Genomic DNA, 22,504 nt, shown 5'->3' with positions numbered 1-22,504 from the left:
CTCCTGCGATATCAATCACAACTTTTCTCTTGATTTTCTTTTATTTTTTTAATAAATCTACAAATATCATACATACTTGATACATTTTGAAGTTTTGGAATAAGGAGGTGTACCATGAATGCGATATCTAAAGTGACCAGCATTATTACAGCTATTGCAGTTTCATCCATTTTTGCAGCAAAGGCACCCGTCGCAAAGCCCGCCGTCAAACAACAAGAAGCACTGACCGTCTGGATCATGCCAAACGGCGCATCGCCTCAAGAAAAGCTCGAACAGAGGCTCAACCTTTTCACCAAGAAAACAGGCATCAAGACCAGAGTCGCCGTCTTGGACTGGGGTGAAGCCTGGAACCGCATCACGACGGCACTTGCCACCGGCGTTGACGCTCCGGACGTATTGCAGCTCGGCACCACCTGGATCCCATACTTTGCTTCCCGTGGTGAAATCAAGGCTTTGAACGAATGGCTTCCGCAAATCGACTCCTCCCGATTTGTCCCTGTCAGCTGGAACACGACCCGTATCGATTCCGACACAACTATTTATTCCGTGCCGTGGTTTATTGATATCCGCCCGATTCTCGCCAACAAGCGTGTTCTCAAAAAACACAATATCCAACCTGAAGACGTCGCAACATTTGAAGGTTTCGTCAAAGCAGTCCGCAAGGTCAACAACGCCCACGAAGTACTCGATGACGGCACCAAGGTCCGCGCATTTGCATTCCCGGGAAAGAACGACTGGAATATCCCGCACAACTTCGCCCCGTGGATCTGGAGCAATGGCGGCAATTTCATCGAAAAAGACGCTAATGGCAAATGGAAAGCGAGTATCCTCACCCCAAAGACCATTTACGGTATCGCAAAGTACTTGAGCTTTGTGCTTGATACGCTTGTAAGTACAGATGCTTTGCAGATGAATACGGCCCAGATTGTGCAACACTTTAATGCAGGTGAACTAGCCTTTATCGTGAACACATCCGAAGTCATCATGCAGACACGTTTCGATGGTGCGAAGGGAGGCCTCATCAATACAAAGATTGGCAAGGACGGCGTGACGGCACTCCCCATCCCGACAGGCACGGAAGGTTCTGTCAGCTTTATCGGCGGAAGTAACCTCGCCATCCCGACAGGCAACAAAAAGCAAGAATCTTTGGATCTTTTACTTTATCTCACCAACGATGAAAACTTGGATGCATATACAAAGCAAATAGGCATGCTCCCCGCATCGAAGAAGGTTCTTGCCAACTGGTCCAAGGACGACGACTACAAGACGCTTGTTCCTATGCTCGGCACAGGGCGTGCCTACACAGCCATTCCAGAATGGGGCGATATTGAACAGATTCTCGGATCCATGTTCAGTGCCATTTGGGACCATCTCGAAATCCCGGCGCTTTACTCCGAAGAAAAGATTTATGAAATCCTCACGACCTACTCCAAGGAAATCAATAAGCGCCTGAACCACTCCAATTCTGGTGACCTCACATTCGCAGAATTCCGCGAAACCTGGCATAAGGCATTGGGCATCAAGGACGGTGGTCCGAACAGACATATCACTGAACAACCGAAACCGACCGAAGAAATCGACACTGGTTTCAGCCGCACCCCGTGGATTTTTGCCATCGCCGTGCTCCTCGGGTTCGTTTTTGCGTTCACTCGCAGAAAGAAACGCTAACCAATTATCAATCCGTTAGTTATATTTCTAATAAAAGTCCGTCATGAGTTTAAAAATTTCTAGCATCACGAATAGCATCATCATCAAGAGTTTGTTGCTCTTGATTGTTTCGATGCTTGTCATTGTGATGATAGGAACCTACGTCTTTACCCAAAAACAGATGAAGACGACACTCAAGCTGAGTTACGATACCAACGAAACCCAGCTACAGCAGCTCGCTAACACCGCCAACAATGAAATGGAGCAATTCGCCAGTCGCCTCTCGCTTTTGGCGAAGACTTCCGAAATCCAAAGCATGGATAAGCTCACGGCGGCAGGATACCTCAAAAGCTTCAACATATCGTCGCTATTCATTTCGGGCGAATCCATATCGCTCTTTGACAGAAAGTACAACCTCATTTGCAACAACTCTATGTTGGGGTCAACAAAGATAACCTACCCCATCGAATTCAATAGGATTTCGCCGCACAGACCGACAATTTCCCCATGGTACCGCGACACAGACGGAACCCCCAAGCGAGCCTTTGGCGTTGTCGTTTCGGACCGAGCTATGGGCGATGGTCGACTCGTTTCGAATTTTTCGATTCGCCGTCTCTGGAAGTACTTCTCAGAATACAAAGTAGGGCAGAACGGCATCCTCATTGCCTGCAATGGTCAAGGCGAAATCCTTTACCACCCGGATATGAGAACGTGGCTTGACGGAGTCCACAAGATTTCTGAACTCGGCCTTGGCGACATGAACATCAAGCAGGACGAAGACAGCACCATCAAATTTTTGACGCTTGACAACGGAAAGTCCTACCTCATCAACAGGACTTTCAACCCGACTTACGACCTTGGTCTTATCGCCTTACAGCCAAAGACAGAAATTGATGCAATGGTTTCGTCGGTTCACCATGTCAGCCAAATCATTTTGTTCAGTTCGATTATCGCCATCTTGCTCGTGTCTCTTTGGCAGATTCTGATTGTCTGTAGACCGCTCAACAACTTGATTGACCACATTTCCCAGATTACCGAAGGGAACCTCAACATTGGTGAATTCAAGGCCAAAAGCAGCCAGGATGAAATCGGAAGACTTGCACAGGTCTTCAACCAAATGCATTCGACGATCAAGCGACAGATTCAAGAGCTGAACGCGCACAGGGAATTGCTCGAAAAAGAAGTCAAAGAACGCACCTACGAGCTCGAACAAGCTAACAAGAAGCTGGATTTGATTTCGAGAACCGATGAGCTCACGCAGTTGCCGAACCGCCGCGATATGCACAGGACGATTGAAAAGGAAGTCGACCGCGCGAACCGCTTCAGAAAGTCATTCAGCATCATCTTTATCGACATCGACCATTTCAAGGATGTGAACGATACATACGGACACGCCGCAGGCGATGCCGTGCTCAAGTCCGTTGCTAGCACCATCCGCAGTCTGTTGCGCAAGTACGATGTGCTCGCCCGCTATGGCGGCGAAGAATTCTTGACGCTTTTGCCAGAAACAGAATTAAAAGATGCTGCACACGTCGCTGAACGTTTCCGCAAGCAGATCGAAAACCAGACGATTTTCTTTGGCGGCCAGGAAATCAAGGTCACCATTACGCTTGGCGTAGCCCAGTTCGATAGCAGCCAGGGCGCAGAAAAGTGCATCCAGCTTGCCGACAAGGCTCTTTACGAAGGCAAGGAACACGGCAGAAACAAGGTCATCCTTTGGACAGACGACAAGCCCGTGGAAAACGCGCAAACGTAACACCTCCGCAAAATTTCTATTTTTGCGTTCATGAACATCGACTTCAACCGTAGACTATCCATCGCTCCGATGCTTGACTGCACGGACCGCCACGAACGTTATTTTTTGCGTTTGCTCTCTAAGCATATTTTGCTGTACAGCGAGATGGTCGTATCTACGGGGCTTCTGCATTGCGAGAACAAGGACTTGTTCCTCGGGCACGAACCGTTCGAGCACCCGGCTGTGCTACAGCTCGGCGGCAGCAATCCAGCAGATCTTGCCGCCGCATCGAAACTTGTGGAAGCCGCAGGCTTTAGCGAAGTCAACTTGAATTGCGGCTGCCCATCGGACCGTGTGCAGAACGGAAACTTCGGCGCATGCCTCATGAAAGAGAAGAACGTCGTTGCCGATTGCTTCAAGGCAATGCAGGACGCCGTTTCGATTCCGGTTTCTATCAAGTGCCGCATTGGAGTCGATGATCTGGACAGCTGGGAATTTTTCACAGACTTTATCCAGACCGTGCGTGATGCAGGCTGCAAAATTTTCATCGTGCATGCGCGCAAGGCGTGGCTCAAGGGACTCTCGCCTAAGGAGAACCGCGAAGTGCCGCCGCTCCATTACGAGTTCGTCCACCGCCTCAAGGCGGAGATGCCGGAGCTGAACTTGAGCATTAACGGTGGCATCAAGACACTCGACCAGATCGAAGAACAGCTGAAAGATTTGGACGGCGTGATGGTCGGTCGCGAAGCATACGAGAATCCGTGGTTTTTGCACGATGCCGATGCAAGAATTTTCGGGGATGTCCGCCCTGAAAGCAACGACCCGGCAGAAATCATCGCCGGGAATGCACGCCCCGCCACGCGAAAAGCGCTCCTCGAAGCCTACCTCCCCTACGTCGAAAAGCAGACTGCCGAAGGTTGCCCCGCGACGATTCTCGTGAAGCACCTCTACGGGCTTTTTGCAGGACTCCCGGGCGCCCGCAAATTCCGCGCCACGCTCAGCAACGAGAGCCCCCGCGCCCACCTTTACGGAGGCGCCGCCGCCCTCATCCGAAAAGCAATGGAACTCGTCGGTGAGACTAGAGACTAGAGAAAATAAATATCGTTAATAGCGAGACTAATGACTTAACTTTAGTCTTATAAAAATCGTTGAGAGAATAAAGCGTCGGCCACAACCTTAAAAGGCGAGTGCCGCGACCATACTTGTATGGTCATGGTCGAGCCGTAAGGTTGGCGCTTGCGCCAGGATGGGTTTAAGTTTTTCCGAGCTGGGGCCCCGCCCGCATGACGTACATTATTACATTTTCAATGCTTTTTAAAGCCTTAAGTTTAGTGTTAAAACTTAAGACTCACCCCTTGACAAGCGGATAAAATTTTTCTCTATTTGGTGGCGTATTTTTAAGTTTAACCTTTAACGGAGATACAACATGCCTTGCGGAAAGAAAAGAAAGCGCAGGAAGATTGCGACTCACAAGCGTAAGAAGCGCCGTCGTCGTGACCGTCACAAAAAGAAACTTCGCTAATATCCGTTAGCATTTTCTTGTGATTTCCTGTAAAAGACGGAGTGTAAAAGCTCCGTTTTTTCGTTTTTCATTTAGAAAAGTGACCAATTTTAGCGACAAAAAGACATCTGTTGATTCACAAATCAAACGATAAATAGGGATAACCCCCAAAGGAAACCAAATGATAGATCGCAACAAACACTTCCTCCGCCTCATGGACTGGAGTGAAGAAAAAGTTCTCGAAACCATCGAGATTGCCTCGCGTCTCAAGGCTGAAGTTCACGCTGGTAAGGTCTCTGACCGACTCCACGGCCAGAACATCGCCATGTTCTTCGAAAAACCGTCGCTGCGAACTATTACGACTTTCCAGGTGGGCATGAACCAGCTCGGCGGCCACGCCGTGCTCCTCTCCCCAGATTCTATCGGTCTTGGCAAGCGCGAAAGCGTCAAGGATGTCGCCCGCTGCCTCAGCCGCTGGGTCAACGCCATTGTGGTCCGTTGCTTCAAGCAGCAGCTCGTCGAAGAACTCGCTGAATACGGTTCCATCCCGGTCGTGAATGCATTGACCGACGATTACCACCCGTGCCAGGCTATCGCATTTGCACAGATGATCAAGGAAAATCTCGGCGGATTCAAGAACGGCAACAAGCCGAAAACGGTCGCTTTCATCGGTGACGGCAACAACGTCGCGAACTCTTTCCTTGCCCTTTGCTCTAAAGTCGGTATGAACTTCACGCTCGCCTGCCCGAAGGGCTTTGAACAGCCCGCTAAGGTTGTCGAAGAAGCGGAGGCCGGCTTGAAGAAGCACGGCTGTCAGTACCGCGTATTCCACGATCCGAAGGAAGCCGTCAAGGACGCCGACATTCTCTATAGCGACGTTTGGGTTTCTATGGGTCAGGAAGGCGAAAAGGCTACAAAGCAGAGCCACTTCTTGCCGTTCCAGATCAACGACGAACTCTTGAAGCTCGCTCCTTCTCATTGCAAGGTCAGCCACTGCTTGCCGGCTCACCGTGGCGAAGAAATCACGGACTCCGTGATGGACAATCTCGACGTGAACATGAGCTTCGAAGAAGCAGAAAATCGCCTGCACGCTCACAAAGCAGTCCTATGGCAAGTGATGACGCCGTTCAACAAGTAAGCGTCAAGTCTTGATGAAATTCGCCCGGCATTACCGCCGGGCTTTTTATTTATGTGAAAAAAATTTCAATTAATTCTAATACGTTCCCGTTTCGACAACTTTGTTACAGAACGATTCAAATTGCGGAGTTAACTCTTCAAGAGGATTTACAGAAGATTTTTTAGTTTCAACAGTCACTATATGGCGGTCTTTACAAGTCGTCTGACGCGTTTCACCATTGGTAGAATATTCTATCGAATTAACCTTGGCTTGATCACAAAAATCCTGCACATCACTTTTCGAAACATTCTGCGCAAAAGTGACTTCAGAAGTCGTCGTAAAAACGCCGTCTTTGTACTGCGCATCATACACGAGATTCATTGAATCCGGAACCGAAATTTCCATTTTCAAAGCCGTTTCAGTAGAACGCAACGTGCAATTCGCCCGGTCCGGCGTTGCGTCAGAATTTGCAAATTTACCATTAAATTTTTCGCATTCACTCTTTGCGTTTTGTTCAAGGAATTCAATCGAGACCGAAGGAACAGTTTCCTTAATCGTCATTGTACGTTCATCACACGTCACCGTCGCATTTCTATGTTCGGCCGCTGCAGTTTCCTTATTCTCTTCACACACGGATTGAATGTAGGCCGAAGAAACCGTATCCGCATAGGTGCTATAATATTCTATTTCTTGCACGGCGCCCTTGATTGTGACAGTCACTTTCGTTGTCACGCCAACTTGCTTGAGAACACTGACGATGGACGTATCAGAAAGGACTTCATACGTACACGCCACATTATTACCCGTCGAGTTTTTCGTGCTATCTTTTTTGTCGTTAGCGTTATTTTTCAACGAATCTGGATCAGATTGATTTGATTTAGGCTGATTTTCAAGCACTGGCGATGTCGTATTTTCAGAGCCGCACCCCCAAAACATAAGTGCAGTCACTGTCGACAATAAAAGAATTTTTTTGAGCATACCGCCCCCTTTTTTGTTTATAAAACAATAACGAAAATATAACATATCTTTTTTCTATATTTGGCTAAAATTTTGAAATGAGGAGACATCAAATGTCCTTTGTTCAAGACCTTAAAGAAAAAGTTTTAGGCGGTTACGAAATCACGCGTGATGAGGCAATTCAGCTTTTAAGCGAAGACCTCGACGAACTCACGAAAGCCGCTGACGAAATCCGCGAAAAATTCCACGGCGACGACTTTGATTTTTGTTCCATCGTGAACGCCCGCAGCGGTCGCTGCTCCGAAAACTGCAAGTACTGCGCCCAGAGCAGCTACTACCACACCGGCGCCCCCGAATACAAGTTGCTCAGCGCCGACGAAATTGTCGCCGACGCCAAGAAGAAAGAAGCGGCAGGTATCCCGCGTTACTCCATCGTGACTTCGGGCCGTACGCTTTCGAACCGCGACGTGGAGCAGATTAGCGAAGCGCTCCGCCGCCTGAAAAAAGAGACGAAGCTTTCGATTTGCCTTTCGGCAGGCCTCCTGAACAGGGAACAGTTCGACAAGCTCAAGGAAGCAGGCCTCACCCGCTTCCACAACAACCTGGAAACGTACCGCCGTCACTTCCCGGATGTCTGCACGACACACACTTACGACGATAAGATTGGCGCTCTCCAGAACGCTCTTGCGGCTGGCCTCGAAATTTGCAGTGGCGGCATCATGGGCCTTGGCGAAACGATGGAAGACCGCATCGACATGTGCCTGGATTTGCGCAAGCTCGGCGTGAAGTCCACTCCGGTGAACGTGCTGAACGCGATTCCCGGAACGCCGTACGAAAAGCTCCCGAAGCTCACGAACGACGAATTCTGCCGCATTGTGGCGATTTACCGATTCATCAACCCGAAGGCGTTCATCCGTCTTGCGGGCGGTCGCGGCGTACTCGGCGACGACGGCAAGCGAGCTTTCAAGAGCGGCGCAAATGCGGCCATCACGGACGACATGCTCACCACCGCCGGCGTAAACAGTTGCAAGGACTTCGAACTTGTGAAAGGTCTCGGATTCAAGCCGCACGGATTTATCGGCTAAAAATAAAAAAGCGTTTTCGCAGATTCCCTTTTCTGCAAAAACGCTTCCGGATTCTATGTTTTAAATTCTAAACAGCTTTTACCGGATTCAAGAAGAGATATTCTACCGTTTCCGTTTTTATCTTTAAGCCCTTTTCGTGAGCGTAGAGATAAAGCAATGCTGTACCGACACCAGCCGCGCCATCGTAAAGCCCCGTGTAGGTTTCTACGAAACCCGGCAATTTGCGAGTCCAAGCCGCAAACCAGCGACGTCCCTTGTCATCGTTCCAAGAATCACCGAGAAGCTTGTCTGCAGTGAGCTTCGCCTGTTCGATGTAGGATTCATCATTCAGTACTTCTGCCGTCTTCACGAAATGAGCGAGAACGCCAGGGGCTCCGCAGCAAAGGCAATAACTATTCCAATAACCCGGAGTATGCTTGAGTGGAGCGCCGGTCTTGAGGATTCCCTTAGTGAGCAAGTCCACCCATTCCAAGTTTTCTTTGTTCTGAGTCACATCGAAAAGTTTGCGGAACAAAAGTGTTGTACCCACGGGACCATGGCAAGTCGAAAGGTAATAGAAGTCATGGAAACGCCCCTTTTCCGGATTGTAGAGATACGGAATCAAAGCTCCATTTTCATCGCCTTCAACGATTGCCGAGAGAAACTTGACAACTTCATTCGCCTTGTCGAGATAAGCTTTTTCCTTGGTTTCTTCGTACAAGAGAACATTCAAGAAAGCGGATCCAGCAGCACCATGGCTAAAGTTAGGGAACACAGATTCCTTGGATTTCCAGCCAACAAGCGTCAAGTCCACGTTCTTGTAGTAAATGCCGCCTTCCTTGGCATGGACAATTCTCGTGTCTGTAAAAGCGACAACTTTTTTGGCCGCTTCTAGATACTTCTTGTCTTTAGTCTTACGATAGACGTAAAGGAAGAAAAACGCGTAAGATCCATCGGCCATCAGGTCGGCTTCGGTACTCCAGTGGAGCGTGTTACCGTCATCAACGCCTGCAGCGATGGAATCGTCAGCCGTGCGGATCAGGAATTCACGATAACGTGGATCGCCCGTATGTTCGTAAAGCTGTTCCACGAAAATAGCCTGCCCCGCCGGTGACGCATAGACACTCGTTCCCCAGCCCTTGACCGGCCAGACACCGCCGTCGTTTCCGTTCAACACATTATCAAAGAACTGTTTGCCTTCGTACGTGTTGAGGATGTATTCTGCGGCATCCTTTGCCTCTTGCAAATACACTTCGTCCTGAGTGACATCGTAAAGTTGCAAGAAGAATTGGCCAATGCCAGCCGAGCCGGCATAAAGGCCCTTGGGCGTAATCATCAAATCGCCCTTGTACTCGTTTCCCGGTTCCGGGCTTGCTTTCCAGTACTTGCCATGCGGCGTGACGACCTCGTTTGTCTTGAGATACTTGACAATCTGCAAGACCGCTTCGAGATAGTTTCCATTTTTGGAGGCGCTAAAATCTAGATTTTGAACAAAGTTTAATTTCATTACACAGCCTCACTTTTCTTTTTTCTCTTGTACAAATCCGTGGAGAGATACTTGTAACCATTATCGGCGTAAATCACCACAATGTTCTTGCCAGCCGCTTCGGGGCGTTTTGCAATCTGGATTGCTGCCGTAAGAGCTGCAGCCGCCGAAGTTCCAAGGAAGAGACCATCAGTCTTTGCGGTTTCCTGAGCCGTTTCGTAAGCTTCTTCGGCCTTGATGTCAATGATTTCATCAAATTCAAAACCGTTATTGCGGTTATCCTTGATAATCGTCGGCACCAAGGATTCATCGACACGGCCAAGCGGGAGCGTACCATCGACGATGTGGCCCGTAAAATCAGGATTGTCCGGTCGAGAAGTCGGAGCGGCCTGCACGCCAATGATTTTCACGTTGGGATTCTTTTCGCGAAGGTAGCGGCCCGTACCTACGATAGTACCTGCAGTGCCGCCCATGGCAACAAAGTAATCCACATGGCCATCCGTATCATTCCAGATTTCAGGACCTGTTGTCTGGTAATGATATTCCTGGTTGGCGTTGTTCAGAGTCTGGCCCGTGTAATACTGGCCCTTTTCCTTGGCGAGGCGTTCCATACCCGCAATCAGATCATCGAGCACAAGGCCCTTCTTTTCAAAGTCGGCCACTTCCTTAATGTCATAGAAAGATTGCAAATCGAGACCGTAGCCTTCAAAAATCTGAACACGTTCAATCGTCGTACCGGGTTCAAGATAAGGGACATATTCGTAACCAAGAGCGTGACCAATACCCGCAAGCGCAATACCTGTATTTCCACTCGTCACGTCAATCAACGTATCACCTTTCTTGATAGCGCCCTTCTTTTCGCCATCACGGATAAGGGCTAGAGCAAGGCGGTCTTTCACAGAGCCAGTCGGATTCAAGAATTCGAGTTTACCGATAATGTGCGCTTTGAGGCCGTACTTAGATTCGTAATTAGTCAGTTCAACAAGGGGAGTGTTACCAACGAGTTCAGCAATAGACTTATGAATTTTAGACATATTTGAGAATCCTTTTTTGTTAAAATTTTAATTTGTTAATGGATTAGATTATTTTATTCAGCATCACCGTAAATATTGACCTTGTTGTCTTCCTTGGTGGCGGTATAACCAGCATCTACAGGGAGCTTGATGCCTGTAATTGCAGAAGCCTGATCGCTCGTGAGGAAAAATACCGCATTTGCAATTTCTTCAGGTTCAATCCAACGGTTTAAAATGCTACGGTCTTCAGCGGCCTTACGGAGTTTCGGATCCGAATAGTCATGTTTGATAGCCATCTCGGTCTTGGTAAAGCCCGGAGCTACAGAGTTCACGCGAATGCCATAGCGCCCTAGATGGAACGCTGCAGCACGTGTAAGCCCATCGACCGCGGTCTTTGAAATGCCATAAGCAAACGGAGTCCATTCTGCAAAGGAGGCGACAAACGAAGAAACGTTCACAATAGCGCCCTTGATGCCCTTTTCAATAAAGACACGACCTACATGCTGAATCAAATAAAGGCTCCCCCAGAGGTTCACATTTTCGGCCTGTTTGATTTCTTCCGGGTCAAAGCTAAGCACGTTTTTGCGATGGCCAACAATGCCTGCGTCATTGAACAAGGCATCAATTCGTCCGTACTTCTTAACGACTTGAGCAACGACTTCTTGACCTTGTTTGTAATTAGCGACATCCAGCTCGTAAGCGGTCACATCGGCACCTTGAGCGGTGAGCTTCGCAACTTCGCCATCGAGCTGTTCTTTTTTGATATCCGTTGCGGCAACAGCCCAACCTTCCTTGACATACTTCTTGACAGCGGCAAGGCCAATTCCCTGTGCGGCACCTGTAATAACGATAACTTTCTTTTCACTCATTCTGAAATTCCTTTTTGATTTTTACGGATACACCGGTAAAAGCGGTTTCATTCGAAACCTTGACACATGTTATCCTGATTTGTTGTGATTCCTTTGACTTCTTTTCTATAACCGTTGAAGCCCAAAGGATAATTGGCTTCTGGTTAGTTTATTTTCAGAATGCCTTCCGGCATTCGACAGTCGCTACACATATATGCTCCTTCGAAAGCCAAGGTGAAGTGAAAGACTTTTCAATTCCCTATCGTTCTTGTGTGTTATAAAATTAGAATATACCTTCTGCAATGTCAAGGCATAGAGATATACTATTTTATCATAGGTAGCTATAAGATATAGCTATAACAATAAATACCAGATTATTGAAGGGAACGCGCGCACAAATGTTATCCTAGACTATGATATTTATTACACATTCCGTCAAAACACCTTTAAAATCTGTTCTTGAAAGGTGTAATTAATTAAATTTCCATCGATGGCTTTCAAAAGTCGCATTTTTACGGGAATTCTAGTGGTATGCAGTTTGGTGTTACTTGCCAACTGCGCTTTTCCCGTACGCCCAGGATACGACAGAAAGAGCGGTACCTACAAGCGATACAGAGTAGCCACTACGGCTCCAGAGCCCATCGATACCACTGCAGTAGACCCACAAGAAGAACTGGTGCAAGAAGAAAAACTTGCAGTCGCATCAACAACAAGTACAGACTCGATTGCTCCCGCCGTTAAAGAAAAAACAAACTCGTCGGACTCCGCATCTCATACATCAAATTTAAAAAGCAAGCCTGACACGACAGTAGTTCGAAAAGACACAACAGCAAAAGTTGATACCACGAAAAAGGATTCTGTCAAAAAGCAACCCGCCAAAAAAGCTGAAGTAGCTTCAAAAACAAAAAAACAAACAAAATCCGCCTCAAAGCCCACAAATCTTGAGAAATACGCCAAGGAATGGCTTGGCGCCAAGTACGTTTATGGCGCTGCGAGCAAAAAGAAGACAGACTGCTCCGGCTACGTGATGCAAGTCTATAAAGGCTTTTACGGGATATCACTCGATCATAGCGCACAACATATTTATGACGATGGACGCGGCTATTCTATCAGGCGCTCAAAATTGCAAGAAGGCGATCTCGTGTTTTTCGGGAACTTCTGGAAAATCAGCCACGTCGGTATTTACTTGAAGGGCAACCGATTCATTCACGCCAGTACGAGTAAGGGCGTGGTGATTACCTCCATGGACGATAACTATTGGTCATCCAAATACAAGGGCGCAAGACGATTTAAGTAATTACTATCTTTTTCCACATGAAAAAGATAGCATTCCAGGGCCGTCGCGGGGCCTATAGCGAAAGTGCCGCCTACCACCTGTTCGGAAACGATATCGAAGTCGTGCCGATGGACACGTTCGAACAAATATTCCAGGGCATTGAAACAGGTGTCGTTGACGGTGGCGCCATCCCTATAGAAAACTCGACCGCAGGTTCCATTTACGACAACTACGACTTGCTTTACAAGTGGCGCCATCCGATTGTCGCCGAAGTCAAGTTGCAGATTGAACATACGCTCTGCGCATTGCCGGGCACAAAGCTCGAAGACCTTACCGAAGTGTTGAGCCACCCGCAGGGGCTCGCGCAATGCAGCCGCTTTTTCGGACAGCACCCGAACATCAAGAGCACCGCATTCTACGACACCGCAGGCAGCGCCGAAGAAATCGCGAAGCGCGGCGACAAGCACATCGGTGCAATTGCAAGCGCTTATGCAGCCAAGTTCTACGGTCTTGACATTCTAAAGCAAGGACTCGAGAATCTGCCGGGCGTGAACTTCACGCGTTTTTATGCCATCCAAAAGACCGCAATTGAGCTGCCGGACTTCAAGGCAAACGAAACTGGCAAGCCGCCTATCAAGACGACGCTCCTTTTGATGTTGAGCGATTCCAGCAAGTCTGGCGCTTTGTACGAAGCGCTCGGTTGCTTTGCCAAGCGCAAGCTGAACCTCACGCGCATCGAGAGCCGTCCGCATCCGGACCGCCCGTGGGAATACATTTTCCACCTTTCGTTCGAAGGCAATCCGAAGGACCCGAATGTCGTTGAAGCGCTCAAAGAATTGCAGCAGTACACCGACTTCATCTACCGCCTCGGAAGCTTCCGCGAAGGAACAACGGAAAAGTTGAGTTATTAAGCACTATTGTCACCCCGGCCTGTCATCCCGGAATAAATCCGGGATGACAGGCCGGGGTGACAAAGCAAGGAGAATATATGTCCTACACACGTACTGATAGAAAACCTGAAGAATTTCGCAATCTCAAGATGACCACGGGCTTTATCTCTAGCGCCGATGGTTCCGTACTCATTGAAATGGGACACACACGCGTCATCTGCAACGCAACGCTCCTCCCGAAAGTTCCGGACTGGCTTGCCGGTCGCGGCACAGGCTGGATCACGGCTGAATACAGCTTGCTTCCGCAGAGCACGGGCAAGCGCGTAGAACGCGAGCGCAAGGGCGCGAGCGGTCGCACGCAGGAAATCCAGCGCTTGGTGGGCCGTTCGCTGCGCGGCGCAGCCGATCTCGCCGCACTCGGCGAGAACGCCATCGTCGTGGACTGCGATGTGATTGAAGCCGATGGCGGCACGCGAACGGCTAGCATCATCGGTGGCTTTGTCGCACTCGCGATTGCAGTGAAGAAAATCAAGGAACGCCTCGGCATCACGCAGCAAATCTTGAAGCATGGCATCACCGCCATTTCTGTGGGCGTCGTGAGCGGTAATCCGCTTTGCGACCTCTGCTATGTCGAAGATTCCGCCGCCGACGTCGATATGAACGTCGTGATGCAGGACGCCAAGAACTTCATCGAAGTGCAAGGCACGGGCGAACACGCGAGTTTTGACCGCAACATGCTCAACAAACTCCTCGACCTCGGCGAGAACGCCTGCAAGGAAATCTACAAGAAGCAGATGGAATTGATTGGCGGCGAATTGCCGTAGTTATCGACAAGACTTAACTGGATCTTTCGCTTCGCTCAAGATGACGAAGAAGGGATTCCGCCCCGGAACAAGTCCGGGGTGACAAAGTAAGACAAATGTCCAGTGAACACCCGCCGCGATTGCGACGGGCTTCATATTATTTGATAACGAGGCCCTTTTTCCCAGAGACGAACGGGTCTTCGCCCGTCGAACAAAAATTCGTTTTTTCGGAATACTTGCCAAGCCCTCTTATATTAATTCGGCTTTTGGTATTCGCTTCGCCCTGTACTGCAAAGAGAATCGATGTCATAAATGTCGTACTGACTTCACTAAACACCGTCATAAAATTATCCCAATCGGCACATACCGTCCTTAACTCAATGGACTTTGGCAATGTAACCTTAGGCATTCTAGAAAGATTTCCAAAACCATCATTTTGTGCATAAACCAAAACAACATCTAAATCCGATTCCGAAGCATACGTTACACACAAGCCTCCCCAACTTGAGATATTAGCCTTAGCAGCCGGTGAATTACCATCAAGCGGATCAATTATGCCTGCGACATGGAAACCCACACCCAAATAACCTTCTTTTGCAAATTGCAATTCACCACAAGCGCCCATACAGTAATCATAAATTTCATCGCCCGTCGTATATTCAATCCCAAGCGGTTGCGGCAAATTTACAAAACCAACACCGGACATATCATCTCCGAAGCTGAACCAATATCCAGAAGTTTCGGATCCGTTGTCAAGCCCTGTTTCTACATGATAATCATTATTATCGACAGCCCTCGGGACATACCACATTTCGCTAACGGACTCAGGCGAGACGCAATCGCCAGAAGGAGCTAAAGACGAACTGCTCCCGTTGCCTGAGCTGCTTGAGCTACGCAATATAATCGTCCCAATTTCAGCTCCATTGGTTTTAGTAACAACCTCCGCGAAACCATCTACTTCGCACGCTCCAGTCACATCAAATTTACCGATTGCAGCGATATTGAAATGTCCTCTCGTTTCCTCGGTGCTTTTCATCACAATTCTAATGGAATGTGCATGTTTAGCCGCCTCAGCAGCCGTCGATGTCGCTGCTGCTGTCGCGCCAACAAATTCGCTCCAAGGAACGCACTTTTCTACAAATTCAGCAGACTTATCTAGCTTGGCTTCATAGAAAGTAACAGAATCCGCGCCAAGCTGCAAGAACATATTCCTGTCGGCTGCATACGTCACGCAAACACCGCCCCAGCCACTGATATCACCATACCGCTGGATATGTTCCGTATAATATTCTTCAGGATTTTCAACCCCGGCGACATTAAATCCAACACCCGCTAACGCTTCATTTAAGATGCCTTTTTTCAAGACAATCGTTCCACTATATCCCCCATAATACTCAAGCAAGCTTTCCATGCATTCATACTCAGGAGTTTCAAACGCGCAGACATCAGGAAAAACAACTGTAGACATTCCGCCATCAGGATCATCGCCAAAATTATACCAAAGTCCGGCGTAATTATCGATATCCTCATTAACAAAACCCGTATTCACGTATGTCTTTTTATCAAAGCCCCGCCACATGCAGGCGGCAGTATTCTTCGGCGTTTTTGCGCTACTTGAGGAATTCGCGATTATGCTGCTTGAAGACTCGCCTACAACGCTGCTCGACTCCGCAACAGACGAACTGCTTTCACCAATAACGGAGGAACAGCTTTCGCCATATACAGGCGAAGCCGTAAACGAATCCGAAGAAGTATCATCGGAGCAGGCGACAATGCCTAACAACAAGGTCGGGATTATCCCCCAAAGAATTCTCCTGAACATACAACACTCCTTTATTTTGTTTATACTCTATTTAAAGAACGGCTGGTTCTTGGCATTTTAAATAGGATGTGCCATCCAGTTCTTGATACGGGGCAATTCCCAAGATATTGAACGAACTGCTGGCATTATTCTTGGCATAATCATAGAATAAAATCGACGATATCTTGGAAGGATCGATAGGTGCCCTTGTTTCGCTGTCAACAAATTCATTCCAAGATTTACATTCAATCTTGGCATAACCATCAGTCTGTGGCAACGTCACGCCCGGCAATTTAGATACGTTTGCAAAATCATTTTGTTCAGCATCATTTATTGCAATATGTAAATCATTCTCTGAAGCATAAACAATGCACATGCCTCCCCAATATTTGAGACTTTTCGCCTGCAACTTGCCATTTTCATCTTTATCAGCAATGTTAAATCCGAAGCCAGCATTTCCAGCACCTTTATGTATGACACAAAGTCCCTGACAGCGGTTTAGAACAGGTTGCAACGAATCCTGACCTAACTCGCTATTCACTTGTACAGGATAAGTCTCATTGACTTCATCGTTATCCTTGAATGCATACCAATGGCCACCATCACTTGTCACCGTCGAATACCCAGTTTTCACACTCAAATAACCATCCGGACCATACCAAACCGGACTAAGATTTTTGAAAGAGCACTCATCTTTATACACCTTGCTACTGCTAGAACTGCGCGGGGTTCGGCTCGAAGAACTTATCGGCGTGTAAGAGGTTTTGGGGATGGAGCAAGCCCCATTAGCAGAATATTTTCCAATACCCGCTATATTAAACTGGTTCCTATCGCCGTTTTCATAGCTCTTTACAACAAACAGCACCGTACTCACAGCCGTTCCCAGATTCGGGACACTCGGTTGAAAATCATCCCAGGCAACACACTTTTCGATAAGCCCTCCCGATGCAGGGAGAGAGGCTTTCGGAGAATTTTCGTACGGGACATCTTTTACAACAACATTTAAGTAAGCATCCTTTTCGGAATAGTAAGTGATGCAAATGCCACCCCAATCCTTGATATCGGCAAATTTAGGCGTTCCATAGCAAGTGTTTCCTTCACAAGAAGTCAATGAATCTTCAGCAATATAGAACACTACAGCAGATGCGGCATAATCGGCTTTTTCCAAAGTAAACTCCATCGTTCCACAAAAGCCTTTACATACATAGATAATAGGATTATACATATAGGGTTCATATTCCATCCCCCTATACGTAGGGAATTCTATTCTTGTATACGCCCCCTCGGGAGAAACATCGAAATCAAACAACATTCCGACAAATTCATCCCGATCATTATAGCCCGTATTTACAATGCCAGACCTATTCAAGCCCTTCCACAGGCAGGTCAAGGAATCGTCGTTTGTAGTAACCAGGCCTAAATCCGGTTCATTCGTACCGTCATCGCGATTCCACTGCGGAAGATTTTCATCGTAAGTACTGATACCAAAGATATTGAATTCTCCCGAGCCATCGGAATTACTCATAAATACAAAGTTGATTGCCTTGACTTCTTTAGCAGCCTCTTCGCCTGAATAGATCTTGCTCAATTTTGCCTTATTGTATTCCGCCCAGCTAGACACCTTAAAGTCGCTCCATTTGGCACAACGCGTAATAGCCTCATTTGGGCCAAGCATATTCATAAGCGTTGGAGTATTCGTTAAAGTATTCGGAAGCGTAATGCCCGGATAAGCTATACCCGGATACACATAATCAATCGTATCTAAACCACCAACATTCACATTGAGATAGACACTCATCGGGTATTCAGAGGCATACGTCACACAGATACCGCCCCACGCAGAGATATCCACCGTCGAATTTTCTTCGGCAAGCGTAAAACCAAGAGCCACCCAAGGCTTTGATTCCGAGCTTTGTAACTCAACGCTTCCGCATACGCCTTCACAATATTTAAAAACAGGATCCAATGCATTTTCAGTATATTCATTGCCCATCGGCACTGGCCAAGTGATGGTTGACCGGCCCCCTTCCGCATCATCGCTAAAGCTGAACCAATATCCCGTATTTTCATTACCGGTATTGATCTTGTTGTCCGTTTTGCCATTCCACACGTCAAACTTAGGAACAGCCACTACACTGCTAGAGGACTGGACGGCAGAAGAGCTTTCGATAGCAGAAGAGCCGCCCACAACAGACGAACAGCTTTCGTCATAAATAGACGAACTGCTTTCGCCATAGGCAATCGGATTGCCATCTTCCGTGACTCCCGCTGTATTGTCGTCCGAGCACGCCACAAAGCCGAACGCAAACGCACATGCAGAAACGCATGCCGATATGTTAAGAAAATTCTTAAGCATGATTTTTTCCCTCCTCCCACGTCAGCGGGAACAACTGTAAATTCAATCTGTAGACACGACCGACGCCACGGCCTTTCAAAGCGATTTGAGCGATGCGCTTACGGCAAGCATCAATTTCTTGCACAATTTGCTCGTAATCTTCGTCCGAAATTCCCATGGTAAGCCCAGAATAATTACGTTCCGTCGAAGAAAATTTTTCAAGAGCCTCATCCGCAAAATGGATCATTTCATGATGCAAAGAGCGCATCGCCACCGACATGATTTCTGGAGAACCCGTGAGATGCCTATCGACCTGTTCGTAGGCATCGCCATTTTTCTTTAGGAGTCCCGCATTTACCATAAAATCGAGCGACTCGCGGACCTCCCCCGCGGAGGCATCCAAACAACAACGCCTAGCAATTTCACCCGGAGTCGCTCCAGGCATCACCGGCGCAAGCTCCCTTACCACTGGATGGATCCAAGTTTCAAAATACCTGTAAGCATCGCCATCGACAACCTTCACGGCATTGTCTTTTGCAATCTTCAGCATGGACTCAAAAATGGCCTTGCGTTCATCATCCGTTTTGGCATGGCAACATTCTACCATGAGCTTAAAATAGTCCAGCTCATAACCTACCAAACGCATTGCGGCACCGACCTTTTCGGCCCCAACAGACGAAAGGCGCGTTTTCTTTTCACAAACAAGTTTCAAGTACGTCGGCGATGTAAATCCTGCAGAACGGGCAAATTCACGCCACGAAAACGATGATACACGTTTCCGCTCATCGTAATAGTCCTGCATGTAGCAGCGATAATCCTGATACTCCGTAATCGGCTTCATAATAACAAATATACACTATCCTTTTCAAAAAGGCAATATTTCATGATACTATTTATCGAAATTTTATCAATTTAAAGCATTTTTATAAAAAATTCTAAAAATACATTTTATATTCATGATACAGAAGCGTAAAAAAGTGACCCACTCGGACGAGCGGGCTCAAGAAAAATCAATTCCAGGCGATAATTAGAATGAAGACAATTTCGAGGTGTTTACGGTACAGGAGCCATCAACCAAGTATTTGCCAACAGCGATAATATTGATTTTTATCTGGTTGTACAAATTCTCGTCCGAGCTCACTTCGAACTTGACGTCTGTGGCGTTCTTTTCCAATCCAGAATCAGAGAAGTCGTTCCAAGTAAAGCATTTTTCAGTAGGAACCGTAGTAGCCTCCAAAACATTTTCAGCTTCGAGAGAATCTGCCGCCAGTACGATGCGCATATTCCTTTCGGCCATGTAGTACACGCAAAGACCACCCCAGTCGCTAATATCTGCAGTAACCAAAGTCGTATCGCCGACATCATCCTTAACGGTCATTTTGAAGCCAATGCCTGCATATGCACGTGTAGAGTTGCCCTTATCCAAAGTGACGCTTGCCGAAAGTCCGCCTTCAAACAAATCTTTATCCGTCAACCATTCGATAACGTTTTTGTAACTTGGAGCTTCTGCAGACCAGTACAACAACGAGTTACCGTTCTCTCCACGGTCATTATAGGAATACCACAATCCGCCTTTTATTCCCGACGTATCTTCCCAGGCAAAGTTGCTCGGCACGCTGGAGGTTCCATTCCAAAGGCAAGCTTCATCCTTCGCAGGTTCAACAGCTTCAACAGAATCCAGATTGGCAACGCCGTGCTTATAAGAGCTCACGCCTTTAATATTGAAATAGCCCTTTTGTTTAGCTTCACCAACAAACTTGAAAATAATCGACTTTGCATTTTTCGACGCTTCAATACCAGTGTTAGAATCAGAGAACGTCCGTTTGAAATCAGCCCACTTAGCACAGCGAGCAGCCACGGCTCCCTTTTCCGTCTTGTCAAAATTGACTGAAGGCATTTCGTTCGAGGATCCAGCTGATTCCTTATAGCCAATCACACCTTCCATCGAGAGTTCCGATTCGTAAGAAACGCAAATGCCGTCCCATTTTGAAATATCGACGGTCGTATCCTTTTCGGTCAGGGCAATGCCCACGCCCGCACTCGGGACCGCTTCATCACCAAGTTCCACGGTACCGCAAAGGCCGCCACAATGAGAGACCAAAGATTCAATGTTGTCCGAAGTAAGGCTATCGCCCTCAATAGTCGGGAACTTAATCAACGACGTGCTCTCTTCATCTTCGTCGTTCACACTGAACCAATAACCGGAATTACCGTTAATATTGACACGGGCCATGCCGCTTTCGCCATTCCACAGGTCATAGGCCACAGAATTGCCCTCTTCTGTAATTCCCGTAAAATTTGAATCCTTGGAGCATGCGACTGCACCAATCAGAACGGCAAATATAGATAAGTTAAGAATTCTACCGAGCATCGGACTTATCCTCTTTCCATGTCAACGGAAACAACTGTAAATTCAACCTATAAACTCTTTCTGTACCACGACTATTCAAAGCAATTTGGGCCACTTTCTTTCGGCAAACATCAAGTTCCTGCAAAATCTTCTTATAGTCTTCGGCAGAAATCCCCATGGTAAGCCCAGTAAAGTTTCTTTCCGAGGGCGCAAATCGATTGATAGATTCTTCTGCAAAATGGGCCATTTCGCGATGCATATAGCGCAAAGCAAGCGACACCGCCGATGACTGGCCTTTTAGATGCTTGTCCGCCTGTTCATAGGTATCGCCATTCTTTTTCAACAGCCCCACTCGCACCATAAAATCGAGCGAATCGCGAACTTCACCGGCAGAAACGCCTTCGCAGCAGCGCCTTGCGATATCACCCGGAGTAGCCCCCGGCATTACCGGAGCAAGCTCTCTAACAACGGGGTGTACCCAAGACTGAAAATATTTAAACGCATCGCCATCGATAATTTTGACCTTGTTGTTTGCGGCCAATTCCAGCATGGCTTCATAAGCGATTTTGCGTTCCTGGTCATTTTTGGAATGGCAATACGTTACCATTGACTTGAAGTACTCAAGTTCAAACCCGGCCAGTTCCATTGCATTGCCGACCTTTTCGGCCCCTTGAGGCGAAAGGCGGGTCTTGCCTTCACACACTAATTTTAAGTAAGTTGGGGACGTAAAGCCCGAAGCACGAGCAAATTCACGCCACGAAAACGACGAGAGTCTCTTTTTCTCGTTGTAGTAATCCTGCATATAAATGCGGTAGTCTTCATATTCCGTGACGGACTTCATAATCAAAAATATACATTATTTCATCATTCCAAGCAACATTTCATGATACTAGCTTTTGTTTTTCGAACAAAATTAAGTAATTTTTAGCAAATTTTTACAAAAATCAATTCCTATGATACTAAAGTAAATAAACACAAAAAAAGCGGGCAAAAAGCCCGCACCTTCATAGCCTATTTTCTAAAGCCTACTAAATATTCCAGTCGCAGAAGTTCTTGAGCATGGCGAGGCCAACTTCGCCACTTTTCTCCTGATGGAACTGGCTTGCAATTAAGTTATCCTTGCCCAAAAGCCCTGTAAAGGTCTGCGAACCATAAGTCGTTTCGGCAAAGGAATATTCCGCCGGGACCTGCGGGTAGTAGGAATGCACGTAGTAAAAATCGCAACCGCTGCGGATGCCCTTCATGATCGGGTGTTCGCGCGTGAAGTTCACCTGGTTCCAGCCCATGTGCGGGATCTTGAGGCCAGGTTCATCCTTAAAGCGCACCGCGCGGCCAGGAATGAGTCCAAGCGTCTTGACGCCACCGTCTTCTTCGCTTTCTTCAAGAATGATCTGGCAGCCGATGCAGATGCCAAGCACTGGGTTACCTGCTTTTACAACAGCCTTGATGGCTTCGCCGATTCCAGTTTTAGTCAAAGTTTCCATGGCCGAAGCAGCAGCGCCCACGCCCGGGAAAATCAAGCGCGTAGCTTTTGCAATTTCATCGGGATCACGACTCACCTTGGCGTCTGCGCCAATGAACTTAAGCGCATTCATCACCGATGTCAAGTTGCCAGCATTGTAATCCACAACAGTAATAGCCATAAAAACCTCATTAACTTTTACACGTACAAAGATAGAAA

General features: G+C 47.5%; 19 protein-coding genes. 9 read left to right on the top strand and 10 right to left on the bottom strand.

What is annotated here, in order from left to right; all coding sequences use genetic code 11:
* Nucleotides 1–114: 114 nt before the first annotated feature.
* The 4 genes from B7991_RS04805 to argF all read left to right on the top strand — a co-directional run bounded on the left by B7991_RS04805 (nt 115) and on the right by argF (nt 6,021).
* On the top strand, nt 115–1,668 hold the full coding sequence (locus B7991_RS04805) for a sugar ABC transporter substrate-binding protein (protein ID WP_088629841.1): 1,554 nt from the start codon (nt 115–117) through the stop codon (nt 1,666–1,668).
* 43 nt (nt 1,669–1,711) lie between these two features.
* Nucleotides 1,712–3,403 carry a sensor domain-containing diguanylate cyclase gene (locus B7991_RS04800; protein WP_088629840.1) on the top strand — a complete coding sequence of 564 codons (1,692 nt, stop codon included), beginning with the start codon at nt 1,712–1,714 and terminating at the stop codon, nt 3,401–3,403.
* 30 nt (nt 3,404–3,433) lie between these two features.
* On the top strand, nt 3,434–4,471 hold the full coding sequence (gene dusA / locus B7991_RS04795) for a tRNA dihydrouridine(20/20a) synthase DusA (protein WP_088629839.1): 1,038 nt from the start codon (nt 3,434–3,436) through the stop codon (nt 4,469–4,471).
* A gap of 593 nt (nt 4,472–5,064) precedes the next feature.
* The gene (argF, locus tag B7991_RS04790) at nt 5,065–6,021 is read left to right on the top strand and encodes an ornithine carbamoyltransferase (RefSeq protein ID WP_088629838.1); all 957 of its coding nucleotides are present in this window, start codon (nt 5,065–5,067) and stop codon (nt 6,019–6,021) included.
* A 75-nt stretch (nt 6,022–6,096) separates the two neighbouring features.
* Here the strand turns inward: argF and B7991_RS04785 are convergent, their stop codons facing one another.
* Nucleotides 6,097–6,978, bottom strand: a complete 882-nt coding sequence (locus B7991_RS04785) for a hypothetical protein (RefSeq protein ID WP_088629837.1) — start codon at nt 6,976–6,978, stop codon at nt 6,097–6,099.
* A gap of 92 nt (nt 6,979–7,070) precedes the next feature.
* Here B7991_RS04785 and bioB point away from each other — a divergent pair, with 92 nt between their 5' ends.
* A complete protein-coding gene (gene bioB, locus B7991_RS04780) occupies nt 7,071–8,042 on the top strand; it encodes a biotin synthase BioB (RefSeq protein WP_088629836.1) in 972 nt (323 codons plus the stop codon).
* A gap of 67 nt (nt 8,043–8,109) precedes the next feature.
* Here bioB and B7991_RS04775 read toward each other — a convergent pair whose 3' ends face one another.
* From B7991_RS04775 to B7991_RS04765, 3 genes are read right to left on the bottom strand one after another with little or no spacing between them, the layout of a single operon-like run.
* Nucleotides 8,110–9,528: a lanthionine synthetase LanC family protein gene (locus tag B7991_RS04775; protein WP_088629835.1), complete on the bottom strand. Its 1,419-nt coding sequence runs from the start codon at nt 9,526–9,528 to the stop codon at nt 8,110–8,112.
* Nucleotides 9,528–10,541 carry a PLP-dependent cysteine synthase family protein gene (locus tag B7991_RS04770; RefSeq protein WP_014545402.1) on the bottom strand — a complete coding sequence of 338 codons (1,014 nt, stop codon included), beginning with the start codon at nt 10,539–10,541 and terminating at the stop codon, nt 9,528–9,530. The genes B7991_RS04775 and B7991_RS04770 overlap by 1 nt, the downstream gene beginning before the upstream one ends.
* A gap of 53 nt (nt 10,542–10,594) precedes the next feature.
* Nucleotides 10,595–11,389, bottom strand: a complete 795-nt coding sequence (locus B7991_RS04765) for an SDR family NAD(P)-dependent oxidoreductase (RefSeq protein WP_085491967.1) — start codon at nt 11,387–11,389, stop codon at nt 10,595–10,597.
* 520 nt (nt 11,390–11,909) lie between these two features.
* On the opposite strand from B7991_RS04765, the gene B7991_RS04760 reads away from it, so the two are divergent.
* The 3 genes from B7991_RS04760 to rph all read left to right on the top strand — a co-directional run bounded on the left by B7991_RS04760 (nt 11,910) and on the right by rph (nt 14,358).
* Nucleotides 11,910–12,665: a C40 family peptidase gene (locus B7991_RS04760; protein ID WP_254917861.1), complete on the top strand. Its 756-nt coding sequence runs from the start codon at nt 11,910–11,912 to the stop codon at nt 12,663–12,665.
* Between the two features lie 17 nt (nt 12,666–12,682).
* The gene (locus tag B7991_RS04755) at nt 12,683–13,555 is read left to right on the top strand and encodes a prephenate dehydratase (RefSeq protein WP_073425143.1); all 873 of its coding nucleotides are present in this window, start codon (nt 12,683–12,685) and stop codon (nt 13,553–13,555) included.
* 77 nt (nt 13,556–13,632) lie between these two features.
* The gene (rph, locus tag B7991_RS04750) at nt 13,633–14,358 is read left to right on the top strand and encodes a ribonuclease PH (protein WP_088629833.1); all 726 of its coding nucleotides are present in this window, start codon (nt 13,633–13,635) and stop codon (nt 14,356–14,358) included.
* Nucleotides 14,359–14,494: 136 nt separating this feature from the next.
* Here rph and B7991_RS04745 read toward each other — a convergent pair whose 3' ends face one another.
* Nucleotides 14,495–15,886 carry a hypothetical protein gene (locus B7991_RS04745; RefSeq protein WP_254917846.1) on the bottom strand — a complete coding sequence of 464 codons (1,392 nt, stop codon included), beginning with the start codon at nt 15,884–15,886 and terminating at the stop codon, nt 14,495–14,497.
* Between the two features lie 28 nt (nt 15,887–15,914).
* On the opposite strand from B7991_RS04745, the gene B7991_RS15075 reads away from it, so the two are divergent.
* The gene (locus B7991_RS15075) at nt 15,915–16,220 is read left to right on the top strand and encodes a hypothetical protein (protein WP_254917845.1); all 306 of its coding nucleotides are present in this window, start codon (nt 15,915–15,917) and stop codon (nt 16,218–16,220) included.
* Here B7991_RS15075 and B7991_RS04740 read toward each other — a convergent pair.
* The 5 genes from B7991_RS04740 to hisH all read right to left on the bottom strand — a co-directional run bounded on the left by B7991_RS04740 (nt 16,191) and on the right by hisH (nt 22,466).
* Complete coding sequence (locus B7991_RS04740; protein ID WP_088629831.1) at nt 16,191–18,494, bottom strand: hypothetical protein; 2,304 nt, start codon at nt 18,492–18,494, stop codon at nt 16,191–16,193. The genes B7991_RS15075 and B7991_RS04740 overlap by 30 nt on opposite strands.
* Complete coding sequence (locus B7991_RS04735; RefSeq protein WP_088629830.1) at nt 18,487–19,314, bottom strand: TIGR02147 family protein; 828 nt, start codon at nt 19,312–19,314, stop codon at nt 18,487–18,489. The genes B7991_RS04740 and B7991_RS04735 overlap by 8 nt, the downstream gene beginning before the upstream one ends.
* 186 nt (nt 19,315–19,500) lie before the next feature.
* Nucleotides 19,501–20,844, bottom strand: coding sequence for a hypothetical protein (locus B7991_RS04730; protein WP_088629829.1), 1,344 nt, complete (start codon nt 20,842–20,844; stop codon nt 19,501–19,503).
* Nucleotides 20,834–21,664: a TIGR02147 family protein gene (locus B7991_RS04725; protein WP_088629828.1), complete on the bottom strand. Its 831-nt coding sequence runs from the start codon at nt 21,662–21,664 to the stop codon at nt 20,834–20,836. The genes B7991_RS04730 and B7991_RS04725 overlap by 11 nt, the downstream gene beginning before the upstream one ends.
* Before the next feature lie 187 nt (nt 21,665–21,851).
* Entirely contained in the window at nt 21,852–22,466 is a 615-nt protein-coding gene (hisH, locus tag B7991_RS04720) for an imidazole glycerol phosphate synthase subunit HisH (protein WP_088629827.1), read from the bottom strand.
* Between the last annotated feature and the right edge of the window lie 38 nt (nt 22,467–22,504).

The organism is Fibrobacter sp. UWB3 (assembly GCF_002210405.1).
Lineage (GTDB): Bacteria > Fibrobacterota > Fibrobacteria > Fibrobacterales > Fibrobacteraceae > Fibrobacter.
The sequence above is the reverse complement of the archived record's forward strand: the minus strand, read 5'-3'. Positions and strand labels throughout refer to the sequence as shown.